This window comes from Undibacterium sp. GW821-FHT07F11, assembly GCF_059418665.1.
Window position 1 is genome coordinate 337,375 of the sequence record NZ_JBWKQH010000008.1, and the last position, 16,361, is coordinate 353,735.

The window sequence follows — 16,361 nt, forward strand, 5'->3', positions numbered from 1 at the left end:
ATTTTCGCAAATGAAGTTGAGGAAATTACTGGTAAAAGCAGAAAGAGTGCGCTGGCCATCCAGAGAAATCCAGAGAGCTTTGAATTCGGTGTACTCCCACTTGCTGCAGAAGATGTCACCAATGTAAATTAACAAAAGCATGATTTATTCTGGTAGTAAGATATAAATGCCAAGAAGATCCATCGGCAATACTGGATAAACAACTTGGAAATTTTGTTTGTCCATTAACGCACTGAAGCGCTCGTGAGCTTCTACAAGGTGCTTGGATTGTTGCTCAGCTATGACACGAAACTCATCGCCCAGATTATCGAGCAGCTTCAACTCGTTCTCAAGGAAACTGGCACGAGCCTGTGGTGATAAATCCGACGACGCTCGTGCTTCAGTCAACAGGGATTTCGCGATCGTATGATTGAGAAACTCCTTTTGCTGAGGTACGCCGCGCCAGCCCCAGAGCAACATTTCTTCAGCAACAATCTGGTGGTTGGCCTTGACCTGTTCGATGACGTTCCGGCAACGAAAAAGTAGCAGAGTGGTTTTAACGTTGACCTGCTTCGAACGAATGACAGCAGCTCTTGCCGCTCGCCGGTCTACTCTCGCCAAAGTATTTGCCATCACGATCTGACAGATCTGTTCGACGAACCGGTGATTGCGACCGAGGTATTGATAGCCGTGAGGAGTTGGAGAAATAAAGCTCACCTTGACAAAATCACCAGTTGGCAACAATTCGCGTAATTGCCGAGGAATATTTCCCGTCACAATCCTGTAGCCTTTGCCATCTTTATTAATTTGCACACCAAACAGATTATTCAGTGATGAGGTAACAAAGCTTTCAACAGCGTGCGGTTCGCCGATAGCTTCATCCACACTACGGAGATCAGCTTCTATTTCTTGCGCCTTAATCGAATTTTGGGCAAAAATACTGTGCGATACCTTCGCTCTTTCAGCAGCTTCGTCGATCTTACGAGTCACGTTGACCTTTGCAATACTCGCTTCCTCAAAATCGCCGAAATCGAATGCGATTTGATGCTTGTTAGTACGCTTTGATGAGACTTGACGGTTTGGATTTAGCAAAAGCGCCTGCGTAATTGTGTCGATAATACTTTGCGAGTCTTCAGGAAAAGGTACATTGATACCTGTAGCTCGTTTGATCTCTCTCACCTTGCGAAGCAGGACATCAAGAACAATTCCATCAATAGGATTATCTTCTCCATAAAGCAGGCATGCTTTAACAATTGGGGCATCTTGACCGAAACGGTCAACACGGCCTTCACGTTGTTCAAGGCGATTGGGATTCCATGGTAGATCGTAATGTAAGACGCCAGTGAAATGCTCTTGCAGATTAATCCCTTCAGATAAACAATCAGTTGCAATCAAAACCAGAGGATTCAACTTTCCTGTTGAGTTTCTGCGTTGTCTTCCCATTTCCTCGATTAGCTGCCTACGTAATTCATCGGGAAGTTCACTCGTTACGATTTGCACGTCGACGTTGGGAAATTTCTTTCGCAGAACAGGTGCAAGTTTTTCACCGACATATTTTGCCGTAGCAATATAACGACAGAACACTACCGGGCTAAACCCGTTAGAGAGCCATTCGTCAATAATCAATTCAGTAGAAGCAAGTTTTAAATCTTGCTTCAAGTCGCCTAGTTGCTCAAGTTGCTTTGCAAAACCACGAAGCTCTTCGCGTTGATATTTGGTCCAGTCATTGCGCTCGACTAGTTGCGTGGGTGCATTGTCCCCTTCAAAGCCAAACTCGGTATCTCGTACAGGATTTTCTTGAAAATCAAGCTCCGGCTGGACCAAATTTTCGTCATCACCTCCCACGGCAACAGCCAGTCCAGAAAGCCTAGTGTTGAGCATTTCAACGCCTGCAGCAGGACTGGACATAACACCGCGCAGCAACGCTAATGCAGTCCAGTATTGAACGTGCTTCCTATCACTACGCGCGGGATCTGGGGCAATCATCCTTCGAGCGAAATCTATAATATCCTCAAAGAATCTTTGGTAAGCAGGTGACAGTTGATACGGCCACTCAAATGCATCGCGTTGAGGAAAGGGAGTATCTTCTCCTAACCATTTTTCGACATCTCCGCGCTTACGCTGTATAAAGTAATGGGCAAGATCCCGGCGCTGTTGCTGCGTAGAATTCGGTAAGTCAACAGACTCAAAATCTGACCTTAGCAATCCGAGAAGAGACTGAAATTCCTCTGGCTTTCCACTGTGTGGAGTGGCTGTGAGTAAAACGATTTGCTGGTCGGGTTTTGCCGCAATCCGACTAATCAAGTGGTAACGTTGCTGCTGACTGTTGGATGCGCCAGCAGGACGAGCACAAGTATGCGCCTCGTCAATAATGACCATTTCGGGGCATTGTTCGACAAAAACATCGCGGCGGCTGTCTGCTTTGATAAAATCAATACTAATCACTTGATAGGGATAGTAGTCATAAACACTAGTATCCCCCTGGATTTGGCGATCAAGTCGTGCCTGAGTATTTGACCGGATGATGACGGCTTCCAGATCTATTTTTGCACGTATTTCCGCTTGCCATTGTTCGCACAAATGCGGCAGGCATACAATGGCGAAGCGCTTGATTTTGCGCCTTTCAAGCAATTCTTTAATGATGAGCAGCGATTCTACAGTCTTACCCACACCGACATCATCCGCGACGAGCAGTCGGACTTTTGCTTGGCGCAACGCCATGATAAGCGGCACCATCTGATAAGAACGCGGACGAAAGGATAGTTTTGCCAACGCACGGAATGGTCCTGCACCGTTACGGAATGCAAGCCTGGCTGAGTCATACAAAAGCCGTGCGGTACTGATGTCGCCTAAGTCCGCAGACGTTGGGTTAGGGAAATTAGCATCAACAGGTTGATCACTCTTCACTTCCAAGGGCAAGTAAATACCAGTGATTTCCTCATCGGAGCCGCCAAGTGGCTTAATAATTAGCAGGTCAGGATCTTCAGATGGCAATACAATCCAGTCACGTCCGCGCAAAGAAACAAGCTTTCCAGGCTGTAAAGAGACCGTCATCGGACTTTCCTAAAAATATCTGGCCTTGCTGCCACTTTTGCAGCTAAATTATCTTTGTAATAGTAAACCCACACTTCATCCCCTTGTGCAATTATCGCTTGGCGCTTCAACTCATCATCGGCCTGTACGGAATGTTCGTCGTGAGGTGTTCCATCACAAAAAATCCAGATCCGTGGCGCGTAGTAAAAATCGGGTTGAACATATATTCCGTCAACTTGCTTTTGCGCGGCATCCGGCAGACGCAAGCCATGGGTATAAAGATGGTCAATAAATTTTCTCTCAGTGGAAGAGGACGGATCTAATCCACGCAATAACGCTTGATAGTGTTCTTCATAGCTGCGAAAACCAGTATTAGTCTGAATTTCGATGTTGCAATTACGCAATTTATCCAATGCGTCTTGAATAAGATATCGGTCAATTTTCTTATGATCACGTTGATTGTAATAACTCAGCAAATCATCATAAGAAGCAGGCCCTTTATACAGATCATCGTCAAAACGACAAATATTAATAGCTTGCTCAATAACTTCGTGAAAAATCAAAACGTCCTCTACAAATTGAGAAAGAATACCGAGGCTCCCCTCAGAAGCTTCGTACAATAAAATATTTGGACTATTTGGATCCCCAACTGTTACCACACCAATTTCATTAGGTTCGACCTGAAATACGCCCTCTATGGCTCGCTTGAGAGCATGTTGTAACGTTATGACGCCATCTGGCTTCAATCCCAGCGGCTGAACCGGTTCGATATAAAGGGCATCGGCAAGATTTGACGTCCATAATTTTATCAATGGAAAATCTTCTTTGATATTGCTATCTTGATCTGGTCTAGAACTACGCCAATCACCAGATACCATACCAAAAGGAAACCCGTCCGACTCCTGAGAACGCCATTTATAATTTACATGCACAAGACGCGCAGCGGGTATATAGCGGAGATTGAGTAACGAGCTTTCACTAGATCGCACGATGGCTTTACGGACACGGTCTAAATTCCCTCCGTCTACAGAGAAATAAGTTTTGATTTCATAGCCTCGCGATACACGCTCTTCTTCTTCACATGAAATTCGATCAATTTCCTCAGCGCGAGATTCGGCCATTTCAAGTAAATGAAGCAAATGTTCCTTGTTTGCACCATCTCCCAGATTGAGACCCGTTAGTGGACATATCTCTAGATCTTTTTGATCGGCAGTCAAGAAATAGCCCGCTTTTTTACTTATCCGCCCTTCGGTTAGCGCTGACTCTGCATCTTGCACTATTAGCTGCGAAACGCGATATTTTCGGCCATTATGATAAATAACATTCAAAGGTCCGAACTCTCTCAACGCGATCGAACGAGGGCGCGAAATAAATTCTCCTGACGAGTCGCTCGTCGGTAAAAAGATTCGTAATGGTAAGCGCGTAAAATTATAACCTGGAAGAAATCCTTCAGATGCCAAATAGCGATAAGGATAGAACTCCGAAAGCTCAGATGATCGCCCACTTAGGTCATTACGCAAAAGATCCAATTGGCGTGTCGCTTGATCCTGATTACGCTTGTGTTTGCGATACTCATCACTCCCCAATCCCAATGTGCCACTTTCAATCTTTTGAGTCGCACGTGTCAAAATTGTTCGCGCAGATCGATATAAGCTACGCCATCGAATGAGTGTTTTATCAAGTTGATCGGCGAGAGTGGACAAATTTTGCTCAACCCAGGAATCCGAATACCAACTTGCAGCCCTATTCTCAAGCTCTGGCGTGAAATCATGTATAACGCGCTTAAATGTAGATTTGATTTCCTCAAAAGCTTTAGGAGGTATGTCAAGTCCTGCTCGTACCTCACCTGCAAGCTGTAGTTGATCATTATCATCAATCACAAATCGCATGATGGATGGCTTTACGCCTGAATGCTCTTCCAAACCGGGCATACCTATTTCCGAAATAGCTAACGCATTTAGATGTGTGACTAACAACTCGCGATTGCACAAATCCAAACGTGGTGCCTGTACAGCTCCGGCGACTAATTCTGCCTGTTGTTGAAAATAATGCCGGTCATGTGGTGAATAACTAGAGCAATAAGTAAACACTAATGCGCCTTGCCCACTCCGACCTGCTCGGCCCGAACGTTGTGCATAATTTGCTGGATTAGGCGGAGCATTACGCAGATGCACAACACTCAAACCACCAATATCAATTCCCAACTCCATAGTAGGAGAGCAAAAAAGCGCACTTATCTTTCCACTACGAAATAGATCTTCACGTTCAATACGAACATCGGTCCCAAGTTGACCAGTATGATCTTCGCCTCGCAGTCGTTTAGTTTTAGAAAAATCACGCCGATACATTTCCCGAAAAAATATATTTGGGCGCTGCTCCTGTCCTTTATACGACCGCCGCTTAATGATGTCAGCCTTCACGGTCTCACCATCACCTAATTTCCAAATTATCTTATCTACTCTCAGTCGATAAATTGGGACATCTGCATTCTGCTCACTCCGTGCTGAATGCCTAATTAGATAATCGGCATCTTCTAGCTTCCCCATTAAATCAGAAATGAAATTGCGATAATGATCGCCTTTGAGATCAATGCTCAAATTACGTTGTCGAATATATAGTTTAATGAATTTTCCTAATGCACTAGCTGGCCCCATGCTTTTTGAAAAAAGCTTTGCTGACTTGTGAAGCGGATCATATCGAATATAAAACGGCTCTCTAAGTGTTTCATTTCGATCTAACGTCCATGGAGAACGTAGCATTTCCCTAAATTGTTTTTCGTTCTCTTTGAGTTTAGACTGGGAGAGACTATCGCCGTTAATTGCAAACTCTAGTCGAAAAAAATCCAAGATCGTAGATAAAAATTCTTTTCTTTCCGTGTGATTTAATTCGTTTAGTAATGTCACGTTCTGCCAGAAACCGTCCTCAGTGACAATATCATTGAGGTCAAGATAATCAATTGATAGCAAACCGCATTGCTCAAGATTGGGCAAGATAATTCGCCAACTACGTCTCAAGTCTGCAATGGCACGATAGAAAATATATGTTTGAAAGAATTGTTCGTAGTTTCGTCGAACGTTATTTAATTCAGGTTCTTCATTGCGATTCGAAAAATCGAGAAATGGTAAACCTAAGGCTTTGAAAACGGCTTCGCCCAATGTTGCATGATTTAACGAATTTTCAGGCGCTTGTTGTAAAGCCTTATAGATTCCTGCTCGCAACCGGACAACCTGTACGAAATCATTGAAATGTCCGGCTTGCAATGCCGCATCCTGACGATTGTCAGTAAAACTTAAAAGTTTCTGGTCGTTGGAATGATAACCAGCATCATTCAATTGATTAAGAATTGAAAAGGCTGTAATTGTTGTTGATGTGCTCCGCCCTTCACTTCCAAGTTTCGTAAGTTTCGTGCCCTCGTTGGTCTTCGTATCAAAAAAAACGCCTCCAGTCGGATCAAATAGAAGTGGCGCTTTCATAAACCACCCCCAGCAAGCCAATTGTTCTGTCTCAGAACACTTACCAAATTGATCAAAATATAGCTTTATAGGAAAGCTGGCCTTCTTTTTTGATTCTGGCCCCTTTTTTGATTTCAGCAACCATGAGTCAGGTAAAAATCCAAGATCTTCATCTGGGTCCCAAATATCCTCACCAACAATTAGATATCCATCTATTGCACTATCTAGCTCAACATCTTCTTCAGAATACTCTCTGAATTCACGAGGTTCCAATCGATTTCCCAAACGAGACACGCAGATGAAAGCGTGACCGGTGGCACGACTAAAAACATTAGGGAAGATAGGTTTCTTCTCTTCGTCATCTAATTTAAAAATACCAGGTTCTAAAGTAATGAAACGATTTTCATCCTGATCAAGGGTTGTATAAACAGAACCAGTTTGAGAAATAAACTGGTGTAATTTGAATGGCAAAATCGTGTACCGATGACCTCCGTCCTGCAACCGTTTGTTAACGTTGCTTATCCATTGCAATAATGCTGCGATAAATTGTCGGCATTCCAACTCAGTCAAACTTGAATCACGGGACAAATTTGAAACGATGTCACTTATGCGTTGCGGTTTACGTCTGATCAAGTCACCACTGACCTCTTCTAACGCCACACAATTTTCTAACCAAGCTGCAACCGGATGACTTTTTAAAAATTCGACATCCGCTTCCACATCAATGCCTGCTTTAATTGCCTTAGATAGTTCAGCAGGTCCTGCGACCATAGAGGAAAGCGATAAAGAACGCGCTAAAGTTTCATTAATAACCTGTGTCGGTTCAAATGACTTTCCAAATAAAGTGGTAGCAACGCCAGCGACTTCCTCACGTTGCGAAGAAATACTCCCAACCGAAACCATGGTCGCAGATGTCCCAATACAAGTAGCATTATGGGCGCATTTCGAGCGTATACGGCGAATCAACATAGCTACATCGGCACCTTGTCGACCTCTGTATGTATGCAGTTCGTCAAAAACGAGAAATTGTAAGTTCTTGAAGATAGCATCACGAATGGGGCGCTCGCGGATACGAGTCAAGAGCAACTCTAGCATCATGTAGTTGGTCAAAAGAATTTGCGGCGGACTATCTCGCATTCGCGCTCGGGAATCTTCTTTTTCCTGACCGGTGTATTGGCCGAATGAGATTGGAAATTTCTTACCGGTCGAATTTTCGTAATTTTCTTTGTAACGAGTGAACTCATCAAATTGCGAATTGATAAGTGCATTCATCGGATAAACAATAATGGCAGTAACGCCCTTTGCATCTGGATTGGAAAGAAGATGATGAAAAATAGAACCAATGTATGTTAGAGATTTACCAGAACCTGTACCTGAGGTAACGATGAAATCTTTGCCGTCTTTACCCAACTCAATCGCATCTTTTTGGTGTTTATATAATGAATATCCCTTAAAGATGTCAGCAATATCTGAGTGCAGTACATTTTTTTTACAAAGCTCTGCCACGTTGCCAGACATCTCAAACGACGGATTAAATTGCAAAAGCGGCTCTGGCCATAGTTTTCCTTGACCAAGTTCATCTTTGACTTTCTCAAGGATTTGAGAATCTGCTATGTTTAGAAAGCTTTGAATGTATGTTTCGTAATCCGAAACTATACGTGAATGTGTTTGAAAGACGTTCATAAATAGCCCTTTTGGCTCAGACTTATCCAGGTGCTGACCGCGTCGAATGGCTCATTTGCCGCCTTCTCGCAGTGCAAAACCGATGGTTTTTCTTTTTGTTTAAGATTGCTCATTTTTCACTACTTTTTGCTCAGCGTCCAGACAAAAAAATGAGATGTCTACCTCTGACATGGAATATCACAAAAGCTCTTCTAGCAGTTTTTAGAAAACCTTATTTAATCAGCACCATAGTGAGATTATTAAATCTCCAAAGATTGGCCTAGATTAAAACTCCGTTTGCCGCCTCTGAGCACAATTACGCTCATGGCAAATTTGGCAGCATATTAGCTTGAATTGCAACGCCCTTCAATGAAGATGCCTGATTTGCCATCCTCATTTATCTGGCATTTTACATTTGCCGCCAATGTCGCCATGGCTTTTGTGAGCCTGTCTTCTGTTTTCTGGGGTGTGTTACCCTGGTTCGGTGCTGTGGGTAGTGCGATCTCCGTGGCTGCTTGCGCTGGGATGGTTTACTTCAAATCCAAAATTCTGCGTGAAGACCTGACAACAGATTCTGAGGATGTGGAACACAGCAGGAGAAGGAATGATACTTCACAAGGTTGATGATTTTTTTGCTAGCTGTGACTACAAATTGCCATATTCCTGACGCGACACGGACCATTCCTGCTAACAGGCAGAGCACCGGATTTTAAGGCCTGACTGAGTTTCTACGAAATATCCATCTACCATACTGTCTTTTGCAGTGGTCGCACGCCAGACTCGCCCACAAGAGCAGGTAAAGTTCGCAGCCAGCAATCCGCCTTTTTTCTGCGTCCGTGCACCAGATATAGATGCATGGATTCCGTAACTCCATTTTGTATCATCAATTTTCAGAGACATGAATTTCCATCTAGAAAGTACTTTGCCTATCCCGCAACGCTGGCGGCAATATTAATGCTCAATCCAATAATCGCCACATTGAAAAAGAAACTTAGCACTGAATGCCAATACGGTCTTTCTCATGGAACGTGTCATCACCGCAACATCAGAGGTTTGAGCGGCTACAGCAATGGTGAATGAAAAATACATTAAATCCAAATAGTCAGGATTTTGTTCATCCTCTGGAAAGCGCAGCGGACGTTGTATCACTGCAGATTTATAAAATACGAGTGCGTAATGAAACGTGAACAAGATAGCGACTAAACACCAGGACCCTAATACCGTTGAACCTGTAAGCAAATAGTGCAGCAATCTGTGGCTCAACGACAAGTTTTTAAGAACGGAGAGTTCCAGGACAATGGCCGCAAGGCTTGCCAATGAAGCGACTGAAATGATTGCAAGAACAGCGATAGCTCCCTTATGTTCCTTTGCAGCGATGATGCGGATTCTGGCATGACTTGCGTGAATCATCAGCCAGCCCATCAAACAGAGATAGGACCATATCGTCACATTCCATCCTATCAGGATGCGAGTGACGAAATTCACTTGCTCTGGGAGCACTATGTACGTCTTTAAGAGAACCAAACATCTTCAAATCGCAATATCATTGGCTAATCCCTTCCCGCCTATCGCCAACACATATCCCGTCAAAAAAATACTCAAGCAAGTAGAGATCAAACTTATCAAGTCCGCTCACTATTGATTTAGTCTTGCCCAAACCAATATCCCCCAACAATTCTATCGCCTTATGAAGCGTCAACCCTTGGTCTTCAAAATTGATTATTTGAGCTTTTTGAAGGCGGCGACTTAACATTCGCGGCAATCCATATTCCTCAAGTTGAAACACGACAGGTGGTAGGAATGCAAATGAAAGCCGAGTCACAAAAGAGGATACATCATACTTCTTGTCCTTTAGGATCGCTCCTTGCAGGACATTAACGTCAGAGAGTAGCGCAGCAAACTTAAACACGACGTTCCGCTCCAATTTAAAAAATTGATCAATGCCAATGTCTATGCTGTCAAGTGCACGAAGGAGTTCAGGTATCGTGAGGCTCCAATTCTTGGATAACACCTTAATAAACTCAACAAAGCGTCCATATTCGATGTCCCATGCTCCAGGCTGCAAATTGATAACTTTATATAGCAAACGGTCCCAATCGTCAGGGTCAGGCGAATTTAAAAAACCAAGTCCGTTCCATCCATTGGGATTTGATCTAATATCAGCAGCGACTCGCTTTAACAGGAATGAATCGCTGGACTGAAATGCATTTTCCTGCAACATGGTCGCGAAACTTGCTTGACCGACCAAAGCCCCCATCTCCGTTTTGTAGTCTGTGATTGTCTTGATCTGTTCGCTTGTCAGTTCTTTTTTATATTTTTCCTCATCAATAGTACGCAGGAGGTCATCTGGCATCTCAAGTTCCAATGAAGTCTGCTCATCTGCAGGCGGACTTTCAAGTATGTAAATTTTTCCGACGAAGTGGCGGAACATGCGGCCTCCACGGCCAATGATGTTCTTATAAGTAAAGTCGTTGAGATTGGACTTGCCATTCTTATTTCGCCAAATAATTACATTTTCTGCGCACGTATTTACTCCTTCTACAATCGATGAAGTTGATATGATGTTCATCAAGCCGTCAGGCTCTTCAAACAAACGAACCTGTATTTGACTCAGTGAGCGATGCAATTGTCCGTTATGTATCCCCGTTCCGCGCTTTACAAGGCTGGTCAAATGCCAGTTCTTATCATAGTTTCTTGAAAGCCATGATTCGAATGCAGACAGTAACTTACTCTTGACTGGCAAGGTGTTGTCTATCAACAGGTTGGCAACCTTGTCTATATTAGAGTATGTACCTGCGTAGATGAGCGACTTTGCCTTGCTTCCTTTAAGGATATCCAAGAGACACTGACTCTTCTTCACTTCGTCATTTTTAATTTCCTTGAATAGCTCTTTTTTTTCGAGAAAGACGGTATTAAATTCGAATTTTCTAAATTCCATTCCTCTGGTGAACGCACTCTGATTTAGGTTGGATATGTTCGGTGCCAAGAAATACCGCTGTTTCGCGAGATCACTCAACTTTAGAATAGCCCGTAACAACGACGACGACCGCTCCTTGTCGAACTTTGCACTTGCCTTATAGAATTCGTCAATTATCAGGATATCGAGTTCAACAATTTTATTAACATAACCAATTGCACGCTCCTGGGGAAATATGAAGATGTTCTTTTCCGCAAGTTCGACATCTGCCGTGGTTATGATTTTGTGCGAAGTTGAAAATTTCCTATGCAGTCGCCGTCTTGTTTCATCTGCCAAAGCAATTGTCGGTACGATGATCACAACATTTTTTGGCTTCCTTATGGCGATAAAAGAATCTATCACAAAGCTTTTTCCAAAACTTGTTGGCGCACTGATCGCTAGGTTCTGTCCATCAACCAGTGCACGCAACAAAGCGGACTGTTCTCGATGTAGTGTTGCTGGCTCTCCGGTTCCAATATTTACTTTGAAAATTTCATAAACAAACCGGTCCTGCCAGGCTGACGACTCCACTTTCAAGTAAGGGTAAAGCCCAGTTTCTCGGATTAAGTGATTAATTAATGGCGAATATGCCGTCCCGCTAGTTTCACACTGATCAAGAATCTGTATTAGCTCATCACGAGCCAGTGCTTCTTTTCCGCTGGCGATAAGATCGTTCACCTTACTGCATTTGACGAACAAGTCGTTTTCCATGTGTCATTGCTCCTTATAGTGCTCGACATTGGAAATAAACTTATCGACGATCACCTTTTTGTTTGGGACTGGGAGGAGAATTAAATGAAAACTGATTTTTGGATATTTATGAATCGAATTCAGTTTTGAAATTTGACTCTTGAAATAAGCATTTGCTCTATCCTTGTGAAACTCAATAATTGCATTCTTGTACGCATCGTCAAACGTGGAGGCCGAGCATGTAATCTGGCATTCATGGATTAGAAGTATCGGAACATGAATTTTTGTCGCGATGTCGTCGATAGAATTTCTGCTACCAATGGCAGACTTGATTTTATCGCGCAGGCAAATGTCCTGCACAAGCCTGTCAATATCCTGGACATTAGCAATGATTGTGTTCTCTTTCTTAAGCTTGTCCGTATCAAGCGCATTTCTAATAGATTCTATTACCGCTCCGAGACGGGCATCCTCAATGCTATTGTAAAACTTTGCTTCACCGAACCAGAGAGAAAACTCATCCGTCCCTTCCAGAACGATATGCACGCTATCAGCTCCCTTAGCATTGTCCTGCGGATTTTGTTTATAAAATATTTTAGGTACAACTGGTAATGCGCTGTAGTGATTTTTCATTACTCCATAAAGTACTATCTCGGCGAGTTCGCTTCCTTTACCTATATCGTCCGTTTTGTCGGTCAGACGAAGATTTTTCGCTGCGGCAATCAGTTGACTTTGCGATCTGTTGACTAAACTCTCACGCTCTCGTTGGGATAGCGCAGTTTCAGCAATATTGTCCCAAATAAAACTTTGAAAATTGGAAAATCTCCATTTTCCGTCCTCAAAACCATTGGCAATACTCAGAACATGCTTTCTATCAATCGGTGCTAAACCATCCGTTGTGTTTAGCGCTAAAAAAATGTCGTCGATAAGAATGTTGAATTGAAAGCTCATGCGGAGTAAACATCCGTTCATTAGTCTGTGAAGCATGAAAATACCAGGCGATCAAACACGATTTCAGTTGCCTTGGCAATGTCAGTGATAAACCCATCACATTGTTCTAGTACCAAAGCAAATTTTCACATAGTTATAACGGTCGCTTGCGGCGCGTAGTCAATATTAAGTAATAAATTTACAATAGTTCATCGCTTATGTCACTAAAAATGTTTGAGATTAATCAAGCACCATTCAAAGAGATCTCAGATACATATCACCAAAATGGAATCAGGCAATCTTCTCACCTGGTGCCCAGTCAACTTCTCAATTCTGATTAGACCTTCAAACCAAGGAAATCTTCATGGATCAAAATCTCTTCTTTTCGCTCGTCAACGCCATCCTCACGATTTTTGCGATGGCCTTGTATTACCCATTGCTAAAAGCTTCAAACGCAGCTGATCTGCACGAAGCAATCAAATCCCGTCCAGCCCTGGCAAAAGCAGTCGCCCGCAAGAGCAACCGCAGCTACCTCCGTGTCTATCTGTATTTCTTCATTTCTCTGATTGCGTATGGGTTCCTTGCCGTCCACGACAATGTGGACATGGACTTTGCAGCCTTCACCCTGTTTGTCCTGTTCCTGGTGTCATTGTCCAGAGTCTGGATGCTGAGAATGATGCTGGGCAAACCCTGAGTTCGTTTTACCCTTCTTGTAGCTCACTCAGAAATTCATTCGAGCCTAGTTTCCCTTCCTGGTACTACCCTTCCCTATCAATCCTTCAAAACAAAAGGCATCTCATGTCAGAAATCAACGCATCCGTATTAAACATATCAGCGGCAGCAGACCCAGCCTGCCCCTGCTGCAGTTCAACCCGCATCCGTATTAAAAACTATGGCAAGAAAGCTGGCGGCACGGTCGGGGCAGTAGCCGGAGTCGCCGCAGGCACAGCCAGCCTGGTCGGTGGTGCCGAGGTAGGTGCGACTATAGGTGTCGCCGGTGGCCCTTTGGGTATCGCCCTTGGCACACTGGCCGGTGCCATCATTGGCGGTCTGATCGGTGGAGCTACCGGCTGCTCAGTCGGCGTCAAACTGGGTCAGGTCGTAGATGACCGTGTCCTTGACAATTATGAGTGCCTGGATTGCAGCTATCACTTCAGCATGCAAACCCGGTAACTCTGCAACCCCTCTCTTTTTTCTGTTCCATCCTTCGTTTTACCCTTCCAGCAATACCTTCATTCAATCCCCTCTCGCATCGTATTCACTTAGTTGTTTTGTTCCGCTGTTTTGTCTCTGCGGCATGACTACGTGCGTCTTTATCTTAGGAAAATTCTTTATGGCACACCTCATCGAAAACATGGCATACGTTAATGAAGTTCCCTGGCATGGTCTGGGCAATCAACTGACAGCCAAACAGCCCATAGAAGTATGGGCAAAGCAAGCCGGTATGGCATTTGAAATCAAGGAATCCCCTGTCCGCTTTATGACTGAAAGTGTTGGCAGTCTCGGGGCTATCATGACCTTCCCCGAGCAAAAGGTGCTGTATCGCTCAGATACCAAGGCAGCTCTGTCAGTCGTATCCAACCGTTACCAGGTTGTGCAGCCCCGTGAAATCCTGGAGTTCTACCGCGACCTGACAGAAGTATCTGGCTTCGAACTGGAAACTGCCGGTGTCCTAAAAGAAGGTCGCAAGGTCTGGGCGCTGGCTAAAACCAATCAGTCGGCGACCATCAAGGGCAATGATGTAGTGAATGCCTACCTTTTGCTGGCAACTGCCTGCGATGGCAGTCTGGCGACGACGGCACAATTCACCAGCATACGGGTGGTATGCAATAACACGCTGGCAGTTGCACTAAATAACAGTAGTGGCGCAGTCAAGGTGCCGCACAACACCAACTTTGATGCGCAGGCCGTCAAACGTCAGTTGGGTATCTCTGTTGCTTCCTGGGATGCCTTTATGTATCGCATGAAAACCCTGTCTGAACGCAAGGTGAAATCGCATGAGGCAATGAACTACTTCCTGCGTGTCTTCACTGATCCCAGCAATACGGCCTCAGGCCTGACCAATGAACGTGCAATGAAGAAGGTACAGGAGCTATATGACGGCCAGGGCAAAGGCGCTGAACTGAGTTCATCCAAGGGAACAGCATTTGGTTTGCTGAATTCCGTCACTGAATATGTCGATCACCAGAAACGGGCGCGTACCACTGACCACAGACTGGAATCAGCCTGGTTTGGTCAGGGTGCGTCTCTGAAGCAGAAAGCGCTGGATCAGGCTTTGCTGATGGTGGCCTAAGCGTATTCAAGTCATAGGAAAAAACAGGTTCTGACAGAAAACAGCCAGGCAAGTGTATTTGCATGGCTGTTCCGCAGCACAGATAAAAGCAAGTGTCTTTGGGTGTTATGGGCACCAAAAACTGAAAACACCACTCTCCCTGCCCGGCAGCATACGCTTGCAGGGCTTTTTTGCCTTTAAGACCTGGCTCTTCTTTATTTCTTTGTTTTCTCCTTCATCAATCCATCAAATTCAACCCGGAGCTAATATGTCTGCCGCAGAAAAAACCGATGTACCCAAACCAAACCGGCCAGCTCTGAAGCTGGTCAAGACCAAGGAACTCAGCCGGGATGACTGGCTGACAGTACGCAAGCAAGGCATAGGTAGTAGTGATGCAGGTACTGCCGTTGGTCTGAATCCTTATCAGTCACCGCTGGAACTGTGGATGGTCAAGACTGGTCGGGATGCAGATTTACCCAAAATAGATCCAAATGACGAAACCAGTCCTACCTACTGGGGAAGTTTGCTGGAACCTATAGTCGCAGCCCACTACACGCGCCGCACCGGTAACCGGGTGCGCAAGATCAATGCCGTTTTACAGCACCCTGATCCAGACAAGGCCTGGATGCTGGCAAATATTGACCGGGAAGTAACTGGCGCACCAGATGTCCAGATACTGGAATGCAAGACTGCGGGTGAATTTGGTGTCCGCCTGTGGAGGGATGGAGTACCTGAATACATCGTCTGCCAGGTCCAGCATCAGCTTGCTGTCACTGGCAAGGCGGCTGCAGATGTCTGTGTGCTGGTATGCGGACAGGAAATCAGGATTTTCCGCATTACCCGTGACGATGAACTGATTGCCAGGCTGGTAGAGCTGGAAAGGCAGTTCTGGCATTACGTGGAAACGGATACGCCGCCACCGGCAGATGGTTCAGAATCAGCAGATATGGCTTTGCGCTGTCTGTATCCGCATGACTCTGGCAATCATCTTGATTTCACCACTGACACGGAAATGTCGGCCCTCTTTGCGGATCTGGTGAATCTGCGGGCGGATATAGAGAACCGGGAAGAACTCGCAGCTTTGCTGACACAGCAAATTCAACAGCGCCTGGGGGACGCCAGCACGGCAAGCTTCGATAGCGGGCGGGTCAGTTGGAAACGCTCTAAGGACAGTAAGCGTCTTGATGTCGAGAAGCTGTTGCTCGATCAGCCAAGTCTGCTGCAACAGTATCCTTTGACCAGACCAGGCAGCCGGAGGTTTTTGCTGACGCCCAAGACCATGAATGGTGATGCCGATTCAGGACAATAACCCAAAGTACCAGCCATCAGTAACAAGTCAAACCCATCCATAGAGCCTGATTCCATATGCCGGAGCAGGCTTTCTTTTTTA

General features: G+C 44.8%; 10 protein-coding genes. 5 read left to right on the forward strand and 5 right to left on the reverse strand.

Translation table 11 applies throughout. The annotated features are described in order from the left end of the window. Window positions 1-144: 144 nt before the first annotated feature. Together AC07OI_RS21050 and AC07OI_RS21055 are read right to left on the reverse strand one after the other, a co-directional pair. Window positions 145-3,033, reverse strand: coding sequence for a DUF8741 domain-containing protein (locus AC07OI_RS21050; RefSeq protein ID WP_495258598.1), 2,889 nt, complete (start codon window positions 3,031-3,033; stop codon window positions 145-147). Continuing rightward, a complete protein-coding gene (locus AC07OI_RS21055) occupies window positions 3,030-8,147 on the reverse strand; it encodes a DEAD/DEAH box helicase (RefSeq protein WP_495258599.1) in 5,118 nt (1,705 codons plus the stop codon). Before AC07OI_RS21055 ends, AC07OI_RS21050 begins: the two co-directional genes overlap by 4 nt. 348 nt (window positions 8,148-8,495) lie before the next feature. On the opposite strand from AC07OI_RS21055, the gene AC07OI_RS21060 reads away from it, so the two are divergent. Then, the gene (locus tag AC07OI_RS21060; RefSeq protein WP_495258600.1) at window positions 8,496-8,750 is read left to right on the forward strand and encodes a hypothetical protein; all 255 of its coding nucleotides are present in this window, start codon (window positions 8,496-8,498) and stop codon (window positions 8,748-8,750) included. Window positions 8,751-9,077: 327 nt separating this feature from the next. On the opposite strand, the gene AC07OI_RS21065 is transcribed toward AC07OI_RS21060, so the two are convergent. The 3 genes from AC07OI_RS21065 to AC07OI_RS21075 form a co-directional block, all read right to left on the reverse strand. Continuing rightward, the gene (locus AC07OI_RS21065; protein WP_495258601.1) at window positions 9,078-9,575 is read right to left on the reverse strand and encodes a DUF1345 domain-containing protein; all 498 of its coding nucleotides are present in this window, start codon (window positions 9,573-9,575) and stop codon (window positions 9,078-9,080) included. A 94-nt stretch (window positions 9,576-9,669) separates the two neighbouring features. Continuing rightward, entirely contained in the window at window positions 9,670-11,793 is a 2,124-nt protein-coding gene (locus tag AC07OI_RS21070) for a DEAD/DEAH box helicase (protein ID WP_495258602.1), read from the reverse strand. Between the two features lie 3 nt (window positions 11,794-11,796). After that, a complete protein-coding gene (locus tag AC07OI_RS21075) occupies window positions 11,797-12,720 on the reverse strand; it encodes a HamA C-terminal domain-containing protein (protein ID WP_495258603.1) in 924 nt (307 codons plus the stop codon). A gap of 343 nt (window positions 12,721-13,063) precedes the next feature. Here AC07OI_RS21075 and AC07OI_RS21080 point away from each other — a divergent pair, with 343 nt between their 5' ends. The 4 genes from AC07OI_RS21080 (at window position 13,064) to AC07OI_RS21095 (ending at window position 16,280) form a co-directional block, all read left to right on the forward strand. Continuing rightward, window positions 13,064-13,393: a hypothetical protein gene (locus AC07OI_RS21080; RefSeq protein ID WP_495258604.1), complete on the forward strand. Its 330-nt coding sequence runs from the start codon at window positions 13,064-13,066 to the stop codon at window positions 13,391-13,393. A gap of 104 nt (window positions 13,394-13,497) precedes the next feature. After that, complete coding sequence (locus tag AC07OI_RS21085; RefSeq protein WP_495258605.1) at window positions 13,498-13,872, forward strand: hypothetical protein; 375 nt, start codon at window positions 13,498-13,500, stop codon at window positions 13,870-13,872. A gap of 160 nt (window positions 13,873-14,032) precedes the next feature. Further along, window positions 14,033-14,992 (forward strand): DUF932 domain-containing protein, encoded by a 960-nt coding sequence (locus AC07OI_RS21090; protein WP_495258606.1) that lies wholly within the window; start codon window positions 14,033-14,035, stop codon window positions 14,990-14,992. Window positions 14,993-15,239: 247 nt separating this feature from the next. Next, window positions 15,240-16,280 carry a YqaJ viral recombinase family nuclease gene (locus tag AC07OI_RS21095; RefSeq protein WP_495258607.1) on the forward strand — a complete coding sequence of 347 codons (1,041 nt, stop codon included), beginning with the start codon at window positions 15,240-15,242 and terminating at the stop codon, window positions 16,278-16,280. The last annotated feature ends 81 nt before the right edge of the window (window positions 16,281-16,361 follow it).